12 protein-coding genes and 2 pseudogenes are annotated in these 19,712 nt (G+C 71.0%); 6 read left to right on the plus strand and 8 right to left on the minus strand.

The window, feature by feature from the left end; all coding sequences use genetic code 11:
- Nucleotides 1-61: 61 nt before the first annotated feature.
- On the plus strand, nt 62-1,216 hold the full coding sequence (gene dusB / locus OG718_RS36345) for a tRNA dihydrouridine synthase DusB (protein ID WP_328846195.1): 1,155 nt from the start codon (nt 62-64) through the stop codon (nt 1,214-1,216).
- Nucleotides 1,217-1,357: 141 nt separating this feature from the next.
- On the opposite strand, the gene OG718_RS36350 is transcribed toward dusB, so the two are convergent.
- Together OG718_RS36350 and OG718_RS36355 are read right to left on the minus strand one after the other, a co-directional pair.
- Complete coding sequence (locus tag OG718_RS36350; RefSeq protein ID WP_328846196.1) at nt 1,358-3,292, minus strand: amylo-alpha-1,6-glucosidase; 1,935 nt, start codon at nt 3,290-3,292, stop codon at nt 1,358-1,360.
- The gene (locus OG718_RS36355; protein WP_443055202.1) at nt 3,289-4,779 is read right to left on the minus strand and encodes an MGH1-like glycoside hydrolase domain-containing protein; all 1,491 of its coding nucleotides are present in this window, start codon (nt 4,777-4,779) and stop codon (nt 3,289-3,291) included. The genes OG718_RS36350 and OG718_RS36355 overlap by 4 nt, the downstream gene beginning before the upstream one ends.
- Before the next feature lie 145 nt (nt 4,780-4,924).
- Here OG718_RS36355 and OG718_RS36360 point away from each other — a divergent pair, with 145 nt between their 5' ends.
- Both OG718_RS36360 and ppdK read left to right on the plus strand, forming a co-directional pair.
- Nucleotides 4,925-6,142: an ROK family protein gene (locus tag OG718_RS36360; RefSeq protein ID WP_143631952.1), complete on the plus strand. Its 1,218-nt coding sequence runs from the start codon at nt 4,925-4,927 to the stop codon at nt 6,140-6,142.
- A gap of 452 nt (nt 6,143-6,594) precedes the next feature.
- Complete coding sequence (ppdK, locus tag OG718_RS36365; RefSeq protein ID WP_328846197.1) at nt 6,595-9,336, plus strand: pyruvate, phosphate dikinase; 2,742 nt, start codon at nt 6,595-6,597, stop codon at nt 9,334-9,336.
- 132 nt (nt 9,337-9,468) lie between these two features.
- On the opposite strand, the gene OG718_RS36370 is transcribed toward ppdK, so the two are convergent.
- From OG718_RS36370 to OG718_RS36390, 5 genes are all read right to left on the minus strand, one after another.
- Entirely contained in the window at nt 9,469-9,888 is a 420-nt protein-coding gene (locus OG718_RS36370; RefSeq protein ID WP_306940215.1) for an LPXTG cell wall anchor domain-containing protein, read from the minus strand.
- A 238-nt stretch (nt 9,889-10,126) separates the two neighbouring features.
- On the minus strand, nt 10,127-11,287 hold the full coding sequence (locus tag OG718_RS36375) for an alkaline phosphatase PhoX (RefSeq protein ID WP_328846198.1): 1,161 nt from the start codon (nt 11,285-11,287) through the stop codon (nt 10,127-10,129).
- Between the two features lie 190 nt (nt 11,288-11,477).
- Nucleotides 11,478-12,410: an oxidoreductase gene (locus OG718_RS36380; protein ID WP_328846199.1), complete on the minus strand. Its 933-nt coding sequence runs from the start codon at nt 12,408-12,410 to the stop codon at nt 11,478-11,480.
- Between the two features lie 132 nt (nt 12,411-12,542).
- Nucleotides 12,543-14,402: a SulP family inorganic anion transporter gene (locus OG718_RS36385; protein WP_328846200.1), complete on the minus strand. Its 1,860-nt coding sequence runs from the start codon at nt 14,400-14,402 to the stop codon at nt 12,543-12,545.
- Nucleotides 14,399-15,004, minus strand: a complete 606-nt coding sequence (locus OG718_RS36390; protein WP_306940221.1) for a carbonic anhydrase — start codon at nt 15,002-15,004, stop codon at nt 14,399-14,401. The genes OG718_RS36385 and OG718_RS36390 overlap by 4 nt, the downstream gene beginning before the upstream one ends.
- A gap of 285 nt (nt 15,005-15,289) precedes the next feature.
- Here OG718_RS36390 and OG718_RS36395 point away from each other — a divergent pair.
- The 3 genes and pseudogenes from OG718_RS36395 to OG718_RS36405 form a co-directional block, all read left to right on the plus strand.
- Nucleotides 15,290-15,638, plus strand: a pseudogene (locus OG718_RS36395) (response regulator transcription factor); the annotation flags it as partial.
- Nucleotides 15,639-16,786: 1,148 nt separating this feature from the next.
- A pseudogene (locus OG718_RS36400) lies at nt 16,787-17,077 on the plus strand (winged helix-turn-helix domain-containing protein); the annotation flags it as partial.
- A 239-nt stretch (nt 17,078-17,316) separates the two neighbouring features.
- On the plus strand, nt 17,317-18,795 hold the full coding sequence (locus tag OG718_RS36405; RefSeq protein WP_328846201.1) for a sensor histidine kinase: 1,479 nt from the start codon (nt 17,317-17,319) through the stop codon (nt 18,793-18,795).
- A 138-nt stretch (nt 18,796-18,933) separates the two neighbouring features.
- Here OG718_RS36405 and OG718_RS36410 read toward each other — a convergent pair whose 3' ends face one another.
- Nucleotides 18,934-19,701: an SDR family NAD(P)-dependent oxidoreductase gene (locus tag OG718_RS36410; protein WP_328846202.1), complete on the minus strand. Its 768-nt coding sequence runs from the start codon at nt 19,699-19,701 to the stop codon at nt 18,934-18,936.
- Nucleotides 19,702-19,712 lie beyond the last annotated feature (11 nt).

Here is a 19,712-nt window from a genome sequence, read left to right on the forward strand (position 1 = left end):
GTGTGCCTAACTAATGACTGGGACTTCCGGGGCACCGGTCGGCGTACGCGACAATGGGGGAATGCCCACGCCCACATCCACGGTGAACTCCGCCCTGCGGATCGGCCCGCACACCGTCCAGCCGCCCGTCGTCCTCGCGCCCATGGCCGGGATCACGAACGCGCCGTTCCGCACGCTGTGCAGGGAGTTCAGCGGAGGCAAGGGCCTGTTCGTCAGCGAGATGATCACCACTCGGGCGCTGGTCGAGCGCAACGAGAAGACGATGCAACTGATCCACTTCGACGCGTCGGAGACCCCGCGGTCGATCCAGTTGTACGGGGTCGACCCCGCGACCGTCGGCAAGGCCGTCCGCATGATCGCGGAGGAGGGCCTCGCCGACCACATCGACCTGAACTTCGGCTGCCCGGTGCCGAAGGTCACACGGAAGGGCGGCGGGTCCGCGCTGCCGTACAAGCGGCACCTGCTGCGGGCGATCCTCCGCGAGGCGGTGTCCGGGGCGGGCGACCTCCCCGTCACGATGAAGATGCGCAAGGGCATCGACGACGACCACATCACGTACCTCGACGCCGGGCGTATCGCCGTCGAGGAGGGCGTGACGTCGATCGCGCTGCACGGCCGCACGGCTGCCCAGCACTACGGCGGCACCGCCGACTGGGACGCCATCGCCCGCCTCAAGGAGCACGTGCCGGAGATTCCCGTACTCGGCAACGGTGACATCTGGTCGGCGGACGACGCGCTGAGGATGGTCCGGGAGACCGGCTGTGACGGGGTGGTCGTCGGCCGTGGCTGCCTGGGGCGTCCGTGGCTCTTCGGCGATCTGGTGGCCGCGTTCGAGGGGCGCGGGGGTGACTATGCCCGGCCGACTCTTCGTGAGGTCGCCGGTGTCATGGTCCGCCACGCGACCCTCCTCGGGGAGTGGATCGGTGACGAGGCGCGCGGAGTCATCGACTTCCGCAAGCACGTGGCCTGGTACCTGAAGGGTTTCGCGGTCGGTTCCGAGATGCGGAAGCGCCTCGCGATCACTTCGTCACTGGCCGAACTCTCCGAGGGGCTGGAGGAGTTGGAACTGGACCAGCCGTGGCCGGTCGGCGCCGACGGGCCCCGCGGGCGTACATCCGGCAACAACAGGGTTGTCCTGCCGGACGGCTGGCTCAAGGACCCGTACGACTGCGCCGGCATCAGCGAGGACGCGGAGCAGGACACCTCCGGCGGTTGAGAGCTGGCCGCGGGCCGGTGGGGGCTGGCCGCGCAGTTCCCCGCGCCCCTACAAGCGGGGCTGCGCCCCTGGCTTTTGTCTTTTAAGGGGCGCGGGGAACTGCGCGACCAGCCACAGCGGACCCGCACTCGACGTCAGACCTCAGGCACCCCCCACGGCGGTGAGCAACGCCAACGGCGCCGCAGCCGAACGGGATTCGCGGACGCACGCGTGCGGGTACGGCACCGGCTCGACGTGGGTGTCGCGGCCGTACCCCGCGAGAACCTCCGGCAGCCGGTGCCCTGCCGCCGTCGCCGCGTCGACCAGCGCATGGGCGACCGTCCGAGCCTCGTCATGCAAGCCATACCGCGCCAGCCCCAACGTGATCAACGCGTTGTCGTGGGGCCACACCGACCCCCGGTGGTAGGACAGCGGATGGTACGCGGGCTGGCCCGAGGCGACCGTGCGGACACCCCAGCCGGAGAAGAAGTCCGGCTCCAGCAACCGCCGCCCGACCAGCTCCCCGTACTCCTTGTCCAGCAGCCCGGACCAGAGCAGGTGCCCGGCGTCGGACGCCAGCGCGTCGACGTGGTTGCCTTCGCCGTCCAGGGCGAGTGCCGGGAAGGAGTGGTCCGGCATCCAGAAGTCCCGCTGGAACCGGTCACGGAGATCCGCCGCGGCCTGCTCCAGCAACGCCGCGTACACCTCGTCGTCCCATACCGTCCGGGCCAGATGCGCGGTCCGGCGCAACGCGTCGTACGCGTACCCCTGCGCGCCCGCGGCCATCACGGGACCGGTCGGCCGGCTGCCGTCGCCGGAGCAGATGGCGCCGGGGGAGTCCTTCCAGTTCTGGTTGGCGAGGCCGCCCTCGTCCGCGCGGTAGACGAGATACCCGCGCGAGGTCAGCCCGCCGTGGTCCAGCATCCAGCCGATCGCCGCCCGGGCGTTGGACTCAAGGCGGCGGGCCAGCGCCACGTCCCCGGTCTGCTCGACGTACGCGCCGAGGAGGACCAGGAAGAGCGGGGTCGCGTCGACCGAGCCGTAGTAGCGCCCGTACGGCACCTGCCCGAAGTGCGCCAGCTCCCCGTGCCGCATCTCGTGCACGATCTTGCCCGGCTGGGCCACCGTGCCGATGCCGACCTCGGTCGCCTGGGCGGCGGCGAGCGCGGGCAGGGTGGCGGCGGCCAGCTGAGGGCGGTAGGGGAGCGCGAAGAGGGAGGTGAGAAGGGCGTCGCGGCCCAACAGGGTCAGGAACCACGGCACTCCGGCCGCCGGGACGCGAAGTTCCTCTCCGTCGGGGCCCGTTGCGGGCACCTGGAGCACGGCCAGGTCGGACAGGCCCCGCGCACAGGCCGCGGCCAGCTCGGGCCAGCCCGTGGGGAAGGGCACGCCCTCCGCGAACTCCCCTTCCAGCGCGAGGAGTCGGGCGTTGGCGGCGGCCGGGGAGGGGGGCACCTCCGGGTGCGGCATACCGTGCGGGCGCGCCGCCACCCGGAGGGCCAGCTCGGCCGATTCGTGCGGCTGGAGTTCGAGGGTCCACACGAGGCGGCGCGCGCCCGTGCCGGTCTCCTCCACGCCGTCCGGCGCGGGCTCGGAGGTCACGGTCGTGGTGGACCGCCACTCCCCGCGCTGGTAGGTGAACTCCACGCCGTCGTCGAGGACTTGGCGGGAGCGGACCACGCCGATCTTCGTGTACGTGCGGTGGTCGGAGCGCAACTCGAACTGGTCAGTGAAGTCGGCGTCCGCGGTCACCGCGATCCGGACCGTCGTCGGTGCCGGACGGTTGCTGGTGACGCGCAGCGACTCGACGAACGCGCCGTCCGCCACGGCCTGTTCACGGAAGATCGTGTACGCGGGCGGCTCCTGCCGGCCACCGCGGGGTACGAGCACACAGCGGGCCGTGTCGCCGTCCGCGACCGGCGTCAGCGCCTCGGGCACCGCCCCGTCGACGGTCAGCTGCCAGCGGCTCAGGTGCCGGGCGTCGCGCACGAACAGCCCGTGGGGCGAACTGGCGCCGCGCACCCCGTTGATGTCCCCGCCGTCGCCCACGGCCGCGAACGTCCCACCGTGCACGAGCAGATGATGCCGGTCCGTCATCGCCGGTCCCCTCCCTTGGCGCCCTTGCCGAACTCTTCCGTCGTGCTGTGCACCGCTTCGGGTGCCTCGTGCATCAGGTCCAGCGTCAGCGCCGCGGTCCAGCTGAAACCGAGCGCTCCACAGGCCTCGCCGGTGTACGGATCCACGTACTCCGCGAACCCGGAGGTGTCCGCCGTCTCCAGCAGCGCACCCCGCAGTTTCTCCGCGCGCGCGTGCTCCCCGTGCAGCCTGAGCCCGCGCTCCACCAGCCAGTTGGTGTTGAACCAGGCCGGACCGCGCCAGTACCGGTGCGGATCGAAGGCGTGCCCGGTCAGGTCGTAGCTCGGGACGAGCCGGGTCGACTCGCCGAGCCCGAAGTGCGGCCCCTGCAGCGTCCGTACGAGCGTGGCGGCCGTGTCGCGGGGGAGCGTGGGGAGCAGCAGCGGGACGAGGCCGGAGACGCCGCGCTCGGGGATCAGCTCGTCCGTGCGCACGTCCCGGCAGAAGAACATGCCCTCGGCCGGGTCCCACAGCCGGTCGACGAGCGCCGCCGTCAGCCGCTCCGCGCGCGCGTGCCGGGCCGTGCCCGTGGCGCCCAGTTCCCGCGCGATCCGCGCCAGGGCGTGCTCGGAGGCGATCAGCAGCGCGTTGAAGGCCGGGTCCTCGACCGCGAACCGGCCCACCCCGTCGGCGTACCCGCCGTCCCGGTAGTCCGTCGCGAGCCGCACGTACCGTCCGTAGTCCAGGTCCGTCGGCCGGTCCTCCGCGGCGCCGTGGTCGAGGTCCGCGCGGCGGAAGGAGCGGGCCGGGGCGGGCGTCACACGGGAGAGCGGGGTGTCCCAGCTCGGCGCGTTGTCCATGCCCTGCTCCCAGGGGTGGACCACCGAGGCGAGGCCCCCGCCGCCCAGGTCCCGGCGGTGCAGCAGATAGCGGTGCCAGGCCGCCAGCCGCGGGTAGATCCGGGACAGGAAGGACCGCGCCCGGGACAGACCGGGGTCGGAGACGTGGACCAGCCAGGCCGCGAGCGCGTGCACCGGTGGCTGCACGATGCCCGACGTCTGTACGGTGCGCGGGGCGCCCGCAGTGCGCCCCGCGGTCGAGGAGCGCCAGAAGTCGGGGCTCGGGAAGTACGCGTCGAGGGGGACGGAGGGGTTGAACACGATGTGCGGGATCCGGCCGTCGCCCCACTGCGCGTCGAGCAGTGTCTCCAGCTCGATCTGCGCCCGCAGCGGCGACAGATGGCGCAGGCCGATCGCGATGAACGCGGAGTCCCAGGACCATTGGTGGGGGTACAGACCGCGCGAGGGCACCGTGGACGTGCCGGTCCAGTTGCCGTGCAGTACCTCGGCCGCCCTGAGGTGCAGCGATCCCGCCGGGCGGACCGGATCGTATACGGCCACCCCGGAAGGGCCGATCTCACCGTGGCCGGAGAACGGTGGTGAGGTCGCGGTGCGAACGGGATCCGCGATCCCGGTGCGACGGGCGGTGAGCTGGGTTGTGCGGTCCACTCAGGTCTCCCCGAAGACATGCGGCCGACCAGTTCGGCAGTAGCTACCGTAGGGTTACGTCTATTTAACACGCAAAACTCAATATGTAATGCAGAGTTGGTGAGCGCAAGGGGTTCGCATGACCGGAACCACAGGGAGTAGCGGAATGGCCACACGCGCCGGGAAGACCGGGAGCCAGGCGAGCTCCGGCGACCTGCTGGAGCTGGTGCGCAGCGGGCGCGCGACCACACGCGGGGCCTTGCAGCAGGTCACCGGGCTGTCGCGGGCCACGGTCGGGCAGCGGCTCGAGAGGCTGTTCCGGGCCGGCTGGCTGCGTGAGGGCGCCGCGGGCCCGGTGGACTCGCCGCTCGGCGGCCGCCCCTCGGTCAGCCTGGAGTTCGACGACTCACACGCCGTCGTCCTCGCCGCCGACCTCGACACCCGGCACGCCCGCGCCGCCGTACTGTCCCTGACCGGTGAGCTGCTGGCCGAGCACACGGGGTCGCTGCTGATCGAGGAGGGCCCGGACGCGGTCCTCGGCGAGCTGGGCCGCTGGTTCGCGGAGCTCCTGGAGAAGGCCGGGCACCGGGCGCACGAGGTGTGCGGCATCGGACTCGCCGTGCCAGGTCCCGTGGACAGCGAGACCGGCCGGGTCGTCCAGCCGCCGATCATGCCCGGCTGGGACGGCTACGACATACGGGGCCGCCTCACCCGCGCCTTCACCGAGCACACGGGCACCGGCGCCGTCCCGGTCCTCGTCGACAACGACGCCAACCTCATGGCGTACGGGGAACAGCGCACCGGCCACCCCGACTGCTCGGCGTTCGTGCTGGTGAAGGTCTCCACCGGTATCGGGGCCGGCGTGGTCGTCGGCGGTGCGATCTACCGGGGCATCGACGGCGGCGCCGGGGACATCGGGCACATCCGGGTCCCGGAGGGCGCCGACGCGCTGTGCAGATGCGGGTCGTTCGGGTGCCTCGCGGCCGTGGCGAGCGGTGGCGCCGTCGCGCGCAGGCTGGCGGAGACGGGCGTTCCGGCCGCGTCGGGCTCAGATGTGCGCGATCTGCTGGCCTCCGGACATCCCGGCGCGGCCGCGCTCGCCAGGGAGGCCGGCCGCCACGTCGGTGACGTACTGGCGACCGTGGTCACGCTCCTCAACCCCGGCGTCCTGATGATCGCCGGAGACCTGGCCGGGACGGCGTTCCTGACCGGCGTCCGCGAGCTCCTCTACCAGCGGGCTCTGCCCCGCTCCACCGCCCACCTGGACGTGGTCACCTCACGGCTCGGCGAGCGGGCGGGCCTGGTCGGGGCGGGGGCGATGGTCGTGGAGCACCTGTACGCACCCGAGCGGGTCGAGGAGCGGCTGCTCGCCATGGGCGTGTGAGGGGCACTCGCCATGAGCGTGTGACGGTCACTGGCCATGGGCGTGTGACGGTCAGGTTTCCGTCTGTGCAGCGGTCCGCATGGTGAAATCCGGGCGCCGAAAACTGCGTGATTCTCGCCACGCCTGATCGGGGTTTCGCTCAGATGAGCGGATCTTGCGCGGCTGCACTTCTCAAAGGATGGCACTCAGTGCCACCCATTGATCATTTACGATGTGAACTCAGGCGTGTCGAGCGTCGCTCATGTGAGCGAAATTCTGGGCCTACGGGTGTTGACTCGTTCAAGAGGTGAACGCGGTCGGGGTGTCCGGCTTACCTCCCCTTGACTTTCGATCTGCTGGCGGACGAGTGGTTACGGCCGTATGACGCGCAAGTGGACGTACCCAGGCGCCTTCGATCTGGGTATGTTCCCCGTCGTCAGGGCAGCCACCGCGTCCTCGAGGAGTCGAGACCCGTGTCGGAAAACAAAGATCCCCACGTAGCTGAGAGCGGCGCCGAGAGCGTGAAGTTCGTTTACGACTTCACCGAGGGCAACAAGGACCTCAAGGATCTCCTTGGTGGCAAGGGTGCCAACCTCGCCGAGATGACCAATCTGGGCCTCCCCGTCCCTCCCGGCTTCACCATCACCACCGAGGCCTGCAAGACCTACCTCGACAGTGGCGACGAGCCGGCGGCACTGCGTGACGAGGTGAGTGCACACCTTGACGCCCTCGAAGCGAAGATGGGCAAGAAGCTCGGCCAGGCCGACGACCCCCTCCTCGTCTCGGTCCGTTCCGGGGCGAAGTTCTCCATGCCGGGCATGATGGACACCGTCCTGAACATCGGCCTCTCCGACAAGTCCGTGCAGGGCCTCGCCAAGCAGGCCGGTGACGACCGCTTCGCGTGGGACTCGTACCGCAGGCTCATCCAGATGTTCGGCAAGACGGTCCTCGGCGTCGAGGGAGAGCTCTTCGAGGACGCGCTGGAAGCGGCCAAGGACGCCAAGAAGGTCACCGTCGACACGGACCTCGAAGCGGCCGACCTCAAGAAGCTCGTCACCAAGTTCAAGAAGATCGTCAAGACCGAGGCGGGCCGGGACTTCCCGCAGGACCCGCGCGAGCAGATGGACCTCGCCATCCACGCGGTCTTCGACTCCTGGAACACCGACCGGGCCAAGCTCTACCGCCGCCAGGAGCGCATCCCGGGCGACCTCGGCACGGCCGTCAACGTCTGTTCCATGGTCTTCGGCAACCTCGGCCCCGACTCCGGCACGGGTGTCGCCTTCACCCGCGACCCGGCCAGCGGCCACCAGGGCGTGTACGGCGACTACCTGCAGAACGCGCAGGGCGAGGACGTGGTCGCGGGCATCCGCAACACGGTCCCGCTCGCCGAGCTGGAGCAGATCGACAAGAAGTCGTACGACCAGCTCATGCAGATCATGGCGACCCTGGAGAACCACTACAAGGACCTCTGCGACATCGAGTTCACCATCGAGCGCGGGCAGCTGTGGATGCTCCAGACGCGGGTGGGCAAGCGGACGGCGGGAGCCGCCTTCCGTATCGCCACGCAGCTGGTGGACCAGGGGCTGATCGACGAGGCCGAGGCGCTCCAGCGCGTCAACGGCGCCCAGTTGGCCCAGCTGATGTTCCCGCGCTTCGACGACGAGGCGAAGGTGGCGCAGGTCGGCCGGGGCATCGCCGCCTCGCCGGGTGCGGCGGTCGGCAAGGCGGTCTTCGACTCGTACACGGCCGTGAAGTGGTCGCGTTCGGGCGAGAAGGTCATCCTGGTCCGCCGGGAGACCAACCCCGACGACCTGGACGGCATGATCGCGGCCGAGGGCATCCTCACCTCCCGCGGCGGCAAGACCTCCCACGCGGCCGTGGTCGCGCGCGGCATGGGCAAGACCTGTGTGTGCGGCGCGGAGGAGCTGGAGGTCGACACCAAGCGGCGCCGGATGACGGTGCCCGGCGGGCATGTCGTCGAAGAGGGCGACGTGATCTCGATCGACGGTTCGAGCGGCAAGGTGTACCTCGGCGAGGTCCCGGTCGTCCCGTCCCCCGTCGTGGAGTACTTCGAGGGCCGGATGCACGCGGGCGCCAACGACGCCGACGAACTGGTCGAGGCCGTGCACCGGATCATGGCGTTCGCCGACCGCAAGCGCCGCCTGCGGGTGCGCGCCAACGCGGACAACGCCGAGGACGCGCTGCGCGCCCGCCGCTTCGGCGCCCAGGGCATCGGCCTGTGCCGTACGGAGCACATGTTCCTCGGCGACCGTCGTGAGCTGGTCGAGCGCCTGATCCTCGCGGACACGGAGGCCGAGCGCGAGGAGTCGCTGAAGGCGCTCCTGCCGCTCCAGAAGCAGGACTTCGTGGAGCTGTTCTCGGCGATGGACGGCCTCCCGGTCACCGTCCGCCTCCTGGACCCGCCGCTGCACGAGTTCCTGCCGGACATCACCGAGCTGTCGGTTCGCGTCGCCCTCGCCGAGTCCCGCAAGGACGCCAACGAGAACGACCTGCGGCTCCTCCAGGCCGTGCACCGCCTGCACGAGCAGAACCCGATGCTGGGCCTGCGCGGCGTACGCCTGGGGCTGGTGATCCCCGGTCTCTTCACCATGCAGGTACGGGCCATCGCCGAGGCCGTCGCCGAACGGAAGGCCGCCAAGGCCGACCCGCGCGCGGAGATCATGATCCCGCTGGTGGGCACGGTCCAGGAGCTGGAGATCGTGCGCGAGGAGGCCGACCAGGTCATCGCGGAGGTCCAGGCCGCGACCGGTACGGACCTGAAGCTGTCCATCGGCACGATGATCGAGCTGCCGCGAGCTGCCCTGACCGCCGGTCAGATCGCGGAGGCGGCGGAGTTCTTCTCCTTCGGCACGAACGACCTGACCCAGACGGTGTGGGGTTTCAGCCGGGACGACGTCGAGGCCTCCTTCTTCACCGCCTACCTGGAGAAGGGCATCTTCGGCGTCAGCCCCTTCGAGACGATCGACCGCGACGGCGTGGGCTCCCTGGTCAAGTCCGCGGTGAAGGCCGGCCGCGAGACCCGCCCCGACCTCAAACTCGGCGTCTGCGGCGAACACGGCGGCGACCCGGAGTCCGTCCACTTCTTCCACGAGGTGGGCCTCGACTACGTCTCCTGCTCACCGTTCCGGATCCCGGTGGCGAGGTTGGAGGCGGGGCGGGCGGCGTCTTCCTCGCAGGGGAGCGATCACCGGTAGGGGGCCTGAATGACCCCGGGGTCGTAGTCCGCCATCCCACCCTCACCGACGGATCACGGCCCCGGTGCACGAAAGACGAAGGGGCGGCACCTGTGCGGAGGTGCCGCCTCTTCGGCGTGTGAAGCAGGTGGGTCAGCGGGCGTCACGGCGCCTGCGCACCGTGAACAGCACGCCGCCGCCCGCGAGCAGAACCGCCGCGCCGCCGCCCGCGATGTACGCCGTGGCGCCGCTGCCGCCGGTCTCCGCCAGGTCGGTGTTCTTCTCGCCGGTGTCGGAGGCGGTGTTCTCGGTGCCGTTGTCGTCCTTGCCCTGGTCCTCCGCGGGGACGAAGTCAGAAGGGGGCTGGTCGCAGCCGATGCCGTCCTGGTCGCGGTCCAGGTCGTCGTCGTAGTGCTCGTCGCCCTCGGCGATGTTGGAGTACCCGTTCTCGTACGCCTCGGTGCAGTTCTTGAACGGGTGGTTGCCGTCGTGGGCCTGGGCGGTGGTGGCCGACAGGGCGGTGAGCGCCAGCGCGGCGACGGCAACGGCGGCGGGCTTGCGGAGCAACTTCACGAGAGCACCTCAGATTTGGGTCGTTATCCGTACGCATGATCACGGAGGGAGATCAGTCGGATTTGAGGTGACGAAAGTATTGGGGGGCTGGTGGTGCGGTGGCGGAATGACGGACCCGTGATGCGAACGTGACGTGACCGGACGGTAGCTCTCCGCTCATGGGTCCGTCATCTGTAAACCCGGTGCGCATGCGTGGGCGGACCCGGTCCGCGTGCTTGCCGGTGTCGCGCAGGGGCGGTTACGAGCGGAACGGGCCCCGCACCTCGTACGTGATGCCGCCCGACGAACTGCCGCTCGTGCCCCGCTGGCTGGAGAAGTAGAGCCGGGTGCCGTCGGGGGAGAAGGCGGGCCCCGTGATCTCCGAGCCCGACTGGCCGTCGATGCGGAGGAACGGGGCGATCACGTCGTTCGGTGTGATGACGCAGATCTCCATGTTGCCGCCGTCCTCCGCGACGAACAGGTCGCCCGAGGGACTGCCGGTGATGTTGTCGACGCCGGTGAGCGGGGCGGTGCCGGAGGTCACGAGCGAGTCGTCGTACGCCAACTCGTATGTGTTGGCGGCCAGGTTGAGCTGCCAGACGCGGTTGTCGCCCTTGGTGGTGAACCAGACCGTGTCGTCGGCGTAGTGGCAGCCCTCGCCGCCGTTGAACTTCTTCGAGCCGGAGACCTGCGTACGGGTCGTGGTGGGGGAGCCGTCCGGGTCGGGCACGTTCGCCCAGGTGAAGGAGCCGGAGGTGGCGGTCCCGGCGACCATGACCTGAAGGGTGCCGGCGGACAGGTTGCCCCACGTGGTGGGGACGAAGCGGTAGAGGCAGCCGTTGGTCTCGTCCTCCGTCAGGTACACCGCCTTGCGCACCGGGTCGGCGGCCGCCGCCTCGTGCTTGAAGCGGCCCATCGCGTCCCGGCGCACGGCCGCGTTCACGCCCCACGGGTCCGTCTCGTAGACGTAGCCGAGAGACACCTCCTCGCAGGACAGCCAGGTGTTCCACGGCGTCTTCCCGCCCGCGCAGTTCTGCCGCGTGCCGGACAGGACGCGGTACGCGCCCGTGATCGCGCCCGCCGACGAGAACTTCACCGCGCTCGCGCCGCCCGACGGGTTGATCTCCGAGTTGGAGACATAGATCCAGCCGCTGCCATCGGCGTAACAGGCCCCGCCGTCAGGCGCGTTGTGCCAGGTGTAGGACGTTCCGGTGACCGTCTGGCCGGATCTGGCTATCACCCGGCTGGTGAAGCCGCTCGGCAGCCTGACGCCGTTCGCGTCCGCCGCGCCGAGTGCCCCGTACGGGCCGACGCCGGGCTGGGCGGGTGCGGCGTACGCGGCGCCGCGCCACAGGGTTCCGCCGAAGACGGCGGACGAACCGCCGAGGACGGCCGCGCGCAGAAGGGTACGACGTTCCACTGTCGCTCCAAGGGGGTGCTGTGACCGCCCCGTCCGCCGGTCGGCGACGGGGTCGCGCACCGCCGGAGCCTAGGAGTGCGGGGTGGACGCGCCATGGCCAGGCGGTGACGTGTACGCGTCACCACCTGGTGTGCCCGGTACCCGCGTGCGTCATGCCTTCCGCGGGCCGGACGTCGCGCGCATCCCCGCATCACACCTTCAGCGCGTCGTACGTGACGCCTGTCAGCCGCTCCGACTCCTCCCAAAGCCGTTGCCCCGCCCGGTCGTTGAGGGTCCACTTGGCGCGCAGTGACCTCGCCGGGGAGCCGCGGAATCCGAGGATCGAGGGGCCGGTGAAGGAGTCAGGGCGTACACCGGGTGCCGTCGCCGCGTACAGCGTGGGGAGGGCACCCGCCTCCGCGGACTGGGCGACGAAGCGGCTGCCGATCTCCATGAACCGTTCGGAGCCCTTGCGGCCCTCCATCCTCGGGGCCACGGTCATGAGGTTGGTGGCGGCGTACCCGGGGTGCGCGGCCGCCGCCACGACATCGGAGCCGATGGCGGCGAGCCTGCGCGCCAACTCGTGCACGAACAGCAGATTGGCCGTCTTCGAGCGCTCGTACGCCGTCCAGCGCCCGTACTTCCGCTCGCTGTTGAGGTCGTTGATGTCGATGTTGGCCAGCGCGTGCATGAAGCTGGACACGCTCACCACGCGGGCACCGGGCGTGGCGAGGAGCGCGGGCAGCAACAGCCCGGTGAGTGCGAAGTGCCCGAGGTGGTTGACCCCGAACTGCGTCTCGAACCCGTCCGCCGTACGGCCCTGCGGCAACGCCATCACGCCCGCGTTGTTGACGAGCAGGTCCAGACGGCCGTACTTCCGTCGGTACGCCGCCTCGAACTCCCGTACGGAGTCCAGGTTCCCGAGGTCGAGCGGTGCGAACTCCGCCTCCGCATCGGGCACTTCGATGGCCAGCCGGTCGGCGGCCTCTGTGCCACGGCTCTCGCTGCGGCACGCGAGGACCACCCGGGCGCCCCGCCGGGCCAGTTCACGGGCGGTGACGTACCCGATCCCACTGTTCGCCCCGGTGACGACGACGGTACGGCCGCTCTGGTCGGGGATGTCCCGCGCGTTCCAACCGCTCATGGCCTTGGCTCCCTCCGCGTACGAGTGGCTTCACAGCGTAAGCACGTCCGAGGGACAGCGCCCCTCCAGGGGCGCGGGGAACTGCGCGACCAGCCACAATGAACCCGCACGTACGAACAACCCGAGCGGAGCTCAACGAGAGGCGTACTCCTCAGGCATGGGCCGCGTATCGAGATAGAACCACTCGGCCGTGGGCCCGGGCCCCTGCGTCGGCCCCGCACCCGTGGACGCGTACGGCCGCCTGGGCGGTGCGGTCCCGGCCGACCGATCCTGCTCCCCAGCCAAGTCCGCCACAGGCGCAGGCGTGCCGACCGGCTTCGCCGGCCCCTGCATCAGCAGCTCCACCCGCAGGCCGAACCCCCGCTGCTGGGCGACGAACTCCTCCACCTGGTTGCGGCAGGCGTGGTCCAGGTGGGTCACACCCGTCAGGTCGAGCCGAATACGCGGCTTGCCCGCCTCCGCGGCGGCCTCCAGGGCCTCGATCAGCTGGGGCAGCCGCAGGAACGTGGCGTTGCCCGCCATGACGACCTTGGCGGTGTCCTCCTCCAGGTGCTGCTTGATGACGGTCTGCGACATGCGCAGCGCGGCCAGTACGATCCCGGCGGCGAGGCCGAAGAGGACGCCTTCGAGGAGCGCGGTCGCCACGATGACCAGCGTGGTGAGGGTCATGACCGCGAACTCGCCCCGGTCCTGGCGCCACATCTTCGGGAACTCCTCGGGGGCGAAGAGCTTCCAGCCGCTGTGTACGAGGACGCCCGCGAGGACGGCGATCGGGATCAGGGCGAGGACCTGGGGCAGGAGCAGCGCGAAGGCCAGCAGCCACAGGCCGTGCAGCGTGCGGGACAGCCGGGTCTTGGCGCCCGCCTGGACGTTCGCGGAGCTGCGGGCCACGACCGCCGTGATGGGGAGCGCTCCGAGGAGGCCCGCCACGGTGTTTCCGGCGCCCTGGGCGATGAGTTCGGGGTTGTAGCGGGTGCGCGGACCGCTGTGCATACGGTCCACGGCGGCGGCCGTGAAGAGGCTCTCCGCCGAGGCGATCACCGTGAAGGTGAGGATCGCCGTGATGATGCCGACGTCGGCGAGTCCCGCGAACTCGGTCGGGCCGGGCACGTCGACGGACGCGAGCAGATTGCCCACCTGGAGCGTCTTCACGTCCACGCCAGGCATGGAGGCGACCCCGATGCCGATCCCGACGGCCACGAGCGCGGCCGGGATCTTCTTGACCGGGCCCGGCATCTTCTTCCACAGGAAGCTGAGCACGATGGTGACGACGCCGAGCCCGGCGGCGATCAGCGCCTGGGGGTTGGCCACGGTGTCGGCGATCAGACCGGGGAGGCCGGCCATGTTCTCGATCGGGGTGCCCGGGGCCTTGGAGTCGGACATCGGGTACAACTGGCTGAACATCAGCGGCAGTCCGATGCCCGCGAGCATGCCCTGGACGACGGCCAGGGAGATCGCCTGGAAGATCCGGCCGAGGCGGACCAGGCCCAGGACGATCTGCAGGATGCCCGAGCCGAGGACGATCACACCGAGCATGGCGACGCCGTACTGAAGGACCGTCTCCGCCACGAGGGCCGCCAACCCGGCCGCCGGACCGCTGACTTGGAGCGTGCTGCCGCGCGCCGCGCCGACCACCAGGCCGCCGATCACCCCGGAGATGATGCCCAGCTCGGCGGGGACACCGGAGGCGACGGCCACGCCGATGCACAGGGGGAGCGCGACGAGGAAGACGACGAGGGAGGCGGTGATCTCGGTGGCGAGGTCGGCCTTCGGCCCCTTGGCGTTCTTGGCCGTCCTGGCCGCCCTGGCCGTCTGGTCTGTTTTGGCAGGCTTGGCGGACTTGGCCATCGGGGAGGTTGCCGTCGGGGCGGTGTCCGGTGGGTAAGTCGGGGCGTGGTGAGGGGCGTTCGGGGCCGGGAAGTCCGGGGCGGGCGAGGCGTCCGGGATCCTGGCGTGCGCCGGTACGCGTCCGCGCGCGTGCAGCCCGCTCATGCGGCGTGCACCCGGAAGAGGCCGTCCTCGTCCAGCTCGTGCACCTGGCCGGTGTCGACCTCGTAGTACCAGCCGTGCAGCCGTAGCCGTCCCGAGTCGAGCCGGGGCTTGGTCAGCGGGTAACTCCGCAGTGCCGCAAGCTGGTTGACGACGTTGAGCTGGGCCACGGCCGGCATCGACGGGTCCTCGAACGCGCCGTCGAGCAACGGCGCGAGCTCCGGGCGGGCCAGGTCCAGCCAGGCGTCCACCCCTGGCAGCGCGGACAGGTCGTCGCCGGACTTCAGGGCGCCCATCGCGCCGCAGTGGGAATGGCCACACACGACGATGTCCTGAACGCCGAGCACCTCCAGTGCGTACTCGATGGTGGCGGCCTCGCCGGACGCGCTCTGCCGTCCGTGCGGTGGCACGATATTGCCTGCGTTCCGCAGCTCGAATATCTCTCCGGGCCGTGCGCCTGTGATCAGGGCGGGTATCACCCGCGAGTCCGAGCAGGTAATGAACAATGCCTCCGGATATTGGCCTTCGGCCAGCTTCCGGTATTCGCCGCTCTCGAAATCGACGCGCCTCTTGAACGAGCGGGCGCGGTCCAGCAGTGCCTTCACGGTTCCTCCCGGCAGGGGGTTCGACCAGGGCTTTCCCGTCGTGCTCCCACCGTAGAGAGGCGACTGCCAGGCGAAGGTTAACGGAACACTAGAGCGCGACCAGGAATGGCCCATATTTCGTCCCGGCCGGGCTGGATCATCGTCAACGAGCCATCCATGGACGGTTTTTGAGCAGCCGGTCACATTACCTCCGGTATAGGCGACGTGCCCATGACGGCTCTTGTAGCGTGTCCCCTCCACGGCACGGAATTCGTGCTGTCCGGATTCATGGGGAGAACAGGGCCTATGGGCGTACGAGTGCTGCTCATCGAGGACGACGAGACGATCGCCGAGCCGCTCGCCGAGGGTCTGGGCCACTTCGGGCTGACGGTCGACCACGTCTCGACCGGCGCCGCCGGTCTGAGAGGGCCGTACGGCGATGTCGTCCTGCTCGACCTGGGGCTGCCCGACATGGACGGCATCGACGTCTGCCGGGGGATCCGGCAGTACTCGGATGTGCCCGTCATCATCCTCAGCGCGCGCGGCGAGGAGGCCGACCGCGTTCTGGGTCTGGAACTCGGCGCGGACGACTATCTGGCGAAACCTTTCAGCCTGCGCGAGCTGGTGGCCCGGATACGGGCGGTCACCCGGCGCGCCCAACAGGGCCGCGGCCTCCAACCAGGCCTGACCGAGGGCGATTTGATGGCAACGCCGCCGGGCGGGACACCTGTGGTGGGCCCGTTCGGCACGGGAGCGCCGGGCACGGGCCCGCTCGGATCGGGTCCTGTCGGCACGGGGACCCTCGGGGCGGGCGTGCGGGTGGCCGGCCTGCTCGGCGACGGGCCGACCGCCGCTGCGGGGACGCTCGGTGCGGGATCTCCGGATGCCGGCTTCTCGGATGCCGGGGCTTCGGGTGCAGGGTCTTCGGGTGCCGGCTTCTCGGATGCCGGCTTGTCCGGCTGGCGGTCCGGCTCCGAGGGGGCGTACGAGTCGGGGTCCTCTCCGAGTGCCCCGCCCTCCGGCACACGGCCCCGGGCCGCGGAACCGCGGGACGAGAAACCGTTCAGGGGCGAGTCGTTCGGCGGCGAACCGTTCGCGGGCGAGTCGTTCTCCGACGGGCCGGACGCCCCCGGGCGGGACACCACGCGGCGGGACACCGCAGGGCGGTTCGGGTCCGGGCGAGGCGGCCCCGACCTGGGCAACGCCGGGCGAGACATTGCCGGTTCGGGCGAACCGGGGCAGGCCGTCGCCGGGGAGGATGCCTCATCGGCCGCGCGGTCTTCGTACGACGGGACCGACGGCGCCGGTACGCGATCTTCGTACGGCCCGTCCGACGGCAGCGGCACGCAGTCCTCGTACGACCGGACCGACGCCACCCGCGCGCGGTCCTCGTACGACCCGTCCGACGGCGCCGGTACGCGGTCCTCCTACGACCCCTCCGGAGCGACTCGCGCGCCTGAGTCGTACGACTCCGTCGGGGGCACCCGCGCATCGACCTCGTACGACTCTTCTGGAGGCGTCCGTGCCGGGGACCCGTACGACTCTTCCGGGAGCACCCGTGCCCCGGACCCGTACGACCTGCCGTCCGGTGCCACCCGGTCCTCCGACGCGTACGACCCGTACGGCTCCTACGACCGGTCGTCCGGTGTCGGGCGGCGTTTCGACGAGTCGTCGCGCTCCTTCGAGGCCGGGCCGGCCTTCGAGTTCGCGCCGCCGGTCCCGCCCGGGCGGCCGCGGCGGGAGGCGGCGGGGCCCGTCGGAGGAGCACTCGACGCCGAGCCGGAGGCGGTCGACGAGACGCCGCCCGCCCCCGGCCCTCTCGTCGTCGACCGCCGCACCCGGCAGGTCTGGGTCGGGGACGCGCCGGTCTCGCTGACGCCGAAGGAGTTCGAACTGCTCGCGCTGCTCACCGAGGACCCCGGAGCGGTCTACTCGCGGCAGCAGATCCTGGACCGGGTGTGGGACCCGCACTACCAGGGCCCGACCAAGACGCTGGACGTCCATGTGGCCACGCTGCGACGGAAGTTGGGGAACTCGGCGTGGATCCAGACCCTGCGCGGGGTCGGTTTCAGACTCGCCGTGCAGAACCGGCCGCCCTCGGCGGGCGGGACCTCGGGCGGAGCGGCGAGCGGGGAGGCGGGCGGCTCGTACGGGGAGCGGCCCGGCAGATCGACCGGCTCGACGGGCTCGAGCGGCTCTACCGGCTCGCCTGGTTCATCCGGCTCGTACGGATCGTTCGAGTCTTTTGAGTCGTTCGGGTCGAGCGGGTCGAACGGCCCGTACGACGACCTCCCGGACGGCGGATCGCACGAAGCCCGGCCGGCGGCCTTCCGGTGACACGTCGCCTCCTGCTCAGTTACCTGAGTCTCGCCGTGCTGCTCCTGCTCTGCCTGGAGATCCCGCTGGGCTTCGTCTACTCCCGGGGCGAGCGGGAGCGGGTCACCAACATGGCGAAGGACGAGGCGGAGTCGGTCTCCGCGTACGCGTCGCTGGCCCTCTCCATGGGCGGCCGCGCCGAGCGGGACCTGCCCGGCAGGGTGAGCCGCTGCGCCGAGCGCATCGACGGGAAGGTGGTGATCGTCGACCGGTCGGGCGCGCTGGTCACCAGCTCGCACACGCTGTCGGCGACGGAGACGCAGGGCCTCGCCACCCGTCCCGGGATCGCGGCGGCGCTGCGGGGAACCGCCACGCAGGACGTCCGCACCTCCACCATCGGCGGCGTCCAGTACCTGTCCGTCGCGGCGCCGATCGCGCACGGCTCGTACAAACAGGGCGCCGTGTGGATCACGCTGCCCACGCAGATGGTGCATGCGCGGGTGCACCACGTCTGGCTGCTGCTGGCCCTCGGCGGGCTCGCGGCCCTCACCGCCGTCGCGGTCATCGGCTTCGCCATCGCCCGCTGGACCGGCCGCCCCATCCGTGAACTGGAGCGTGCCACACACGAGTTGGCCGACGGCGGCCCGTCCACACCGGTGGCGATCACCAAGGGACCGCCGGAGGTACGGAGTCTCGCGGCCACCTTCAACCGTACGGCCGCCCGCCTCGAACACCTCCTCGCCTCCCAGCGCGCCTTCGCGGGTGAGGCCTCGCACCAGCTCAAGACGCCCCTCGCCGCGCTGCGGCTGCGCCTGGAGAACCTGGAGTCCGACATCGCGCTGCACGCCCGGGGCAACCTGACCGCCGCGGTGACCGAGACCGACCGGCTCGCCAGGATGGTCGAGGGGCTGCTGGCGATGGCCCGGCTCGACGAGAGCGCGGCGGTGCGTGAGCAGGTGGACCTGGACCGGGTCTGCGCGGAGCGGCACCGGGCCTGGGCGCCGATGTTCGAGCAGCACGGCGTACAACTCGTGCTGCTCGGCGACTACGGCGGGCCGGTGCTCGCCCTGCCCGGAGCGGTCGAGCAGATCCTGGACAACCTGCTGTCCAACTCACTGCGGGTGGCGCCCCGCCACTCCACCGTGGCCATCGACCTGCGCAGGCCGGAGACCCACGAGCGCCGCTTCGGCCACCGGCAGGCGGGTCCGGCCCGCGTCGAGCTCCATGTCACGGACGAGGGCCCCGGCATGACCGAGGAACAGCGCCGGCGCGCCTTCGACCGGTTCTGGCGCGCTCCCGACGCGCCGAAGGGCGGTACGGGTCTGGGGCTGGCCCTTGTTCAGCGCCTTGCCCATGCGAGTGGTGGGGATGTCCTCCTGCGGGCGGCTTCCTCCGCCTCCGGCGGGCTTGACGCGGTGGTTCGGCTGCCGCCCGTCGTTGGTGCCCCTGCGGTGCCCCCGAGACCGCTGGAGAGCGCCGCTCAACGGGTGTTCTGAATGTGCGGGCCGGTGGGGGCTGGTCGCGCAGTTCCCCGCGCCCCTGAAGACGGGCGGTAGCCCCTGCTGTTAAGGGGCGCGGGGAACTGCGCGAGCAACCACATGCGGCCCGCACTCGACGTCATCGCGTGTCGTCCCCTACAACGACGCACCCCCGTCGATCACCAGGTCCGTGCCGACCACGGACGCCGCCGCGTCCGAGGCCAGATACAGAACGGCCTCGGCCACCTCCTCCGTCGACGAGACGCGGCCGAGCGGTGACTCCTCCTTCATCCGCGCGGCACGGTCGGCCTCGGTCTCGCCGGGCCGCAGGGACATGGCGGTCGCGGAGGCACCGGGGCTCACGGCGTTGATACGGATGCCGTCGGCGACATGATCGAGCGCGGCGCCTGCGGTGAGCGCGGACACGGCGGCCTTGGAGGCCCCGTACGCGGTGGTGCTGGGCCACTGCTTGTGCGCGCCCAGGTTGGAGGAGACGTTGACGATCGCCCCGCCGCCCGGCTGGGTCCGCATCTGCCGGACCTCGGCCTGCAGGGCGAGGAGTACACCGGTGACGTTGATGTCGAGCAGGGTCCGCCAGTCCTCCTCGGGGAGGTCGGCGACGGGCTGTCCGCCGCGGAAGACGCCCGCGTTGTTCACGGCGACGTCGAGGGAGCCGAACCGGTCGACGGCCGTGCGGACGAGTGCCTCCACATCCGCCGAGCGTGTCACGTCGGCGATCTGCGCGACCGCCGTGCCACCGGCCCGTTCGGCGAGGGCGACGGTCTCGTCGAGCGCCGCCCGGGTGCGGCCCGCCACGACGACGGAGGCCCCCTCGGCGACGAACGCGAGCGCGACGGCCCGCCCGATCCCGGTTCCGCCCCCGGTGACGAGGACGGTGCGGTGCGAGAAGCGGGTGCGGTTCATGAGTGACTCCC

The organism is Streptomyces sp. NBC_00258 (genome assembly GCF_036182465.1).
Lineage (GTDB): Bacteria > Actinomycetota > Actinomycetes > Streptomycetales > Streptomycetaceae > Streptomyces.

Coding starts and splice junctions, on each gene's coding strand:
- OG718_RS36410 (WP_328846202.1), bottom strand. CDS start 19,701: ATGAACCGCACCCGCTTCTCGCACCGCACCGTCCTCGTCACCGGGGGC.
- OG718_RS36385 (WP_328846200.1), bottom strand. CDS start 14,402: ATGAGCGGGCTGCACGCGCGCGGACGCGTACCGGCGCACGCCAGGATC.
- dusB (WP_328846195.1), top strand. CDS start 62: ATGCCCACGCCCACATCCACGGTGAACTCCGCCCTGCGGATCGGCCCG.
- OG718_RS36360 (WP_143631952.1), top strand. CDS start 4,925: ATGGCCACACGCGCCGGGAAGACCGGGAGCCAGGCGAGCTCCGGCGAC.
- OG718_RS36380 (WP_328846199.1), bottom strand. CDS start 12,410: ATGAGCGGTTGGAACGCGCGGGACATCCCCGACCAGAGCGGCCGTACC.
- OG718_RS36350 (WP_328846196.1), bottom strand. CDS start 3,292: ATGACGGACCGGCATCATCTGCTCGTGCACGGTGGGACGTTCGCGGCC.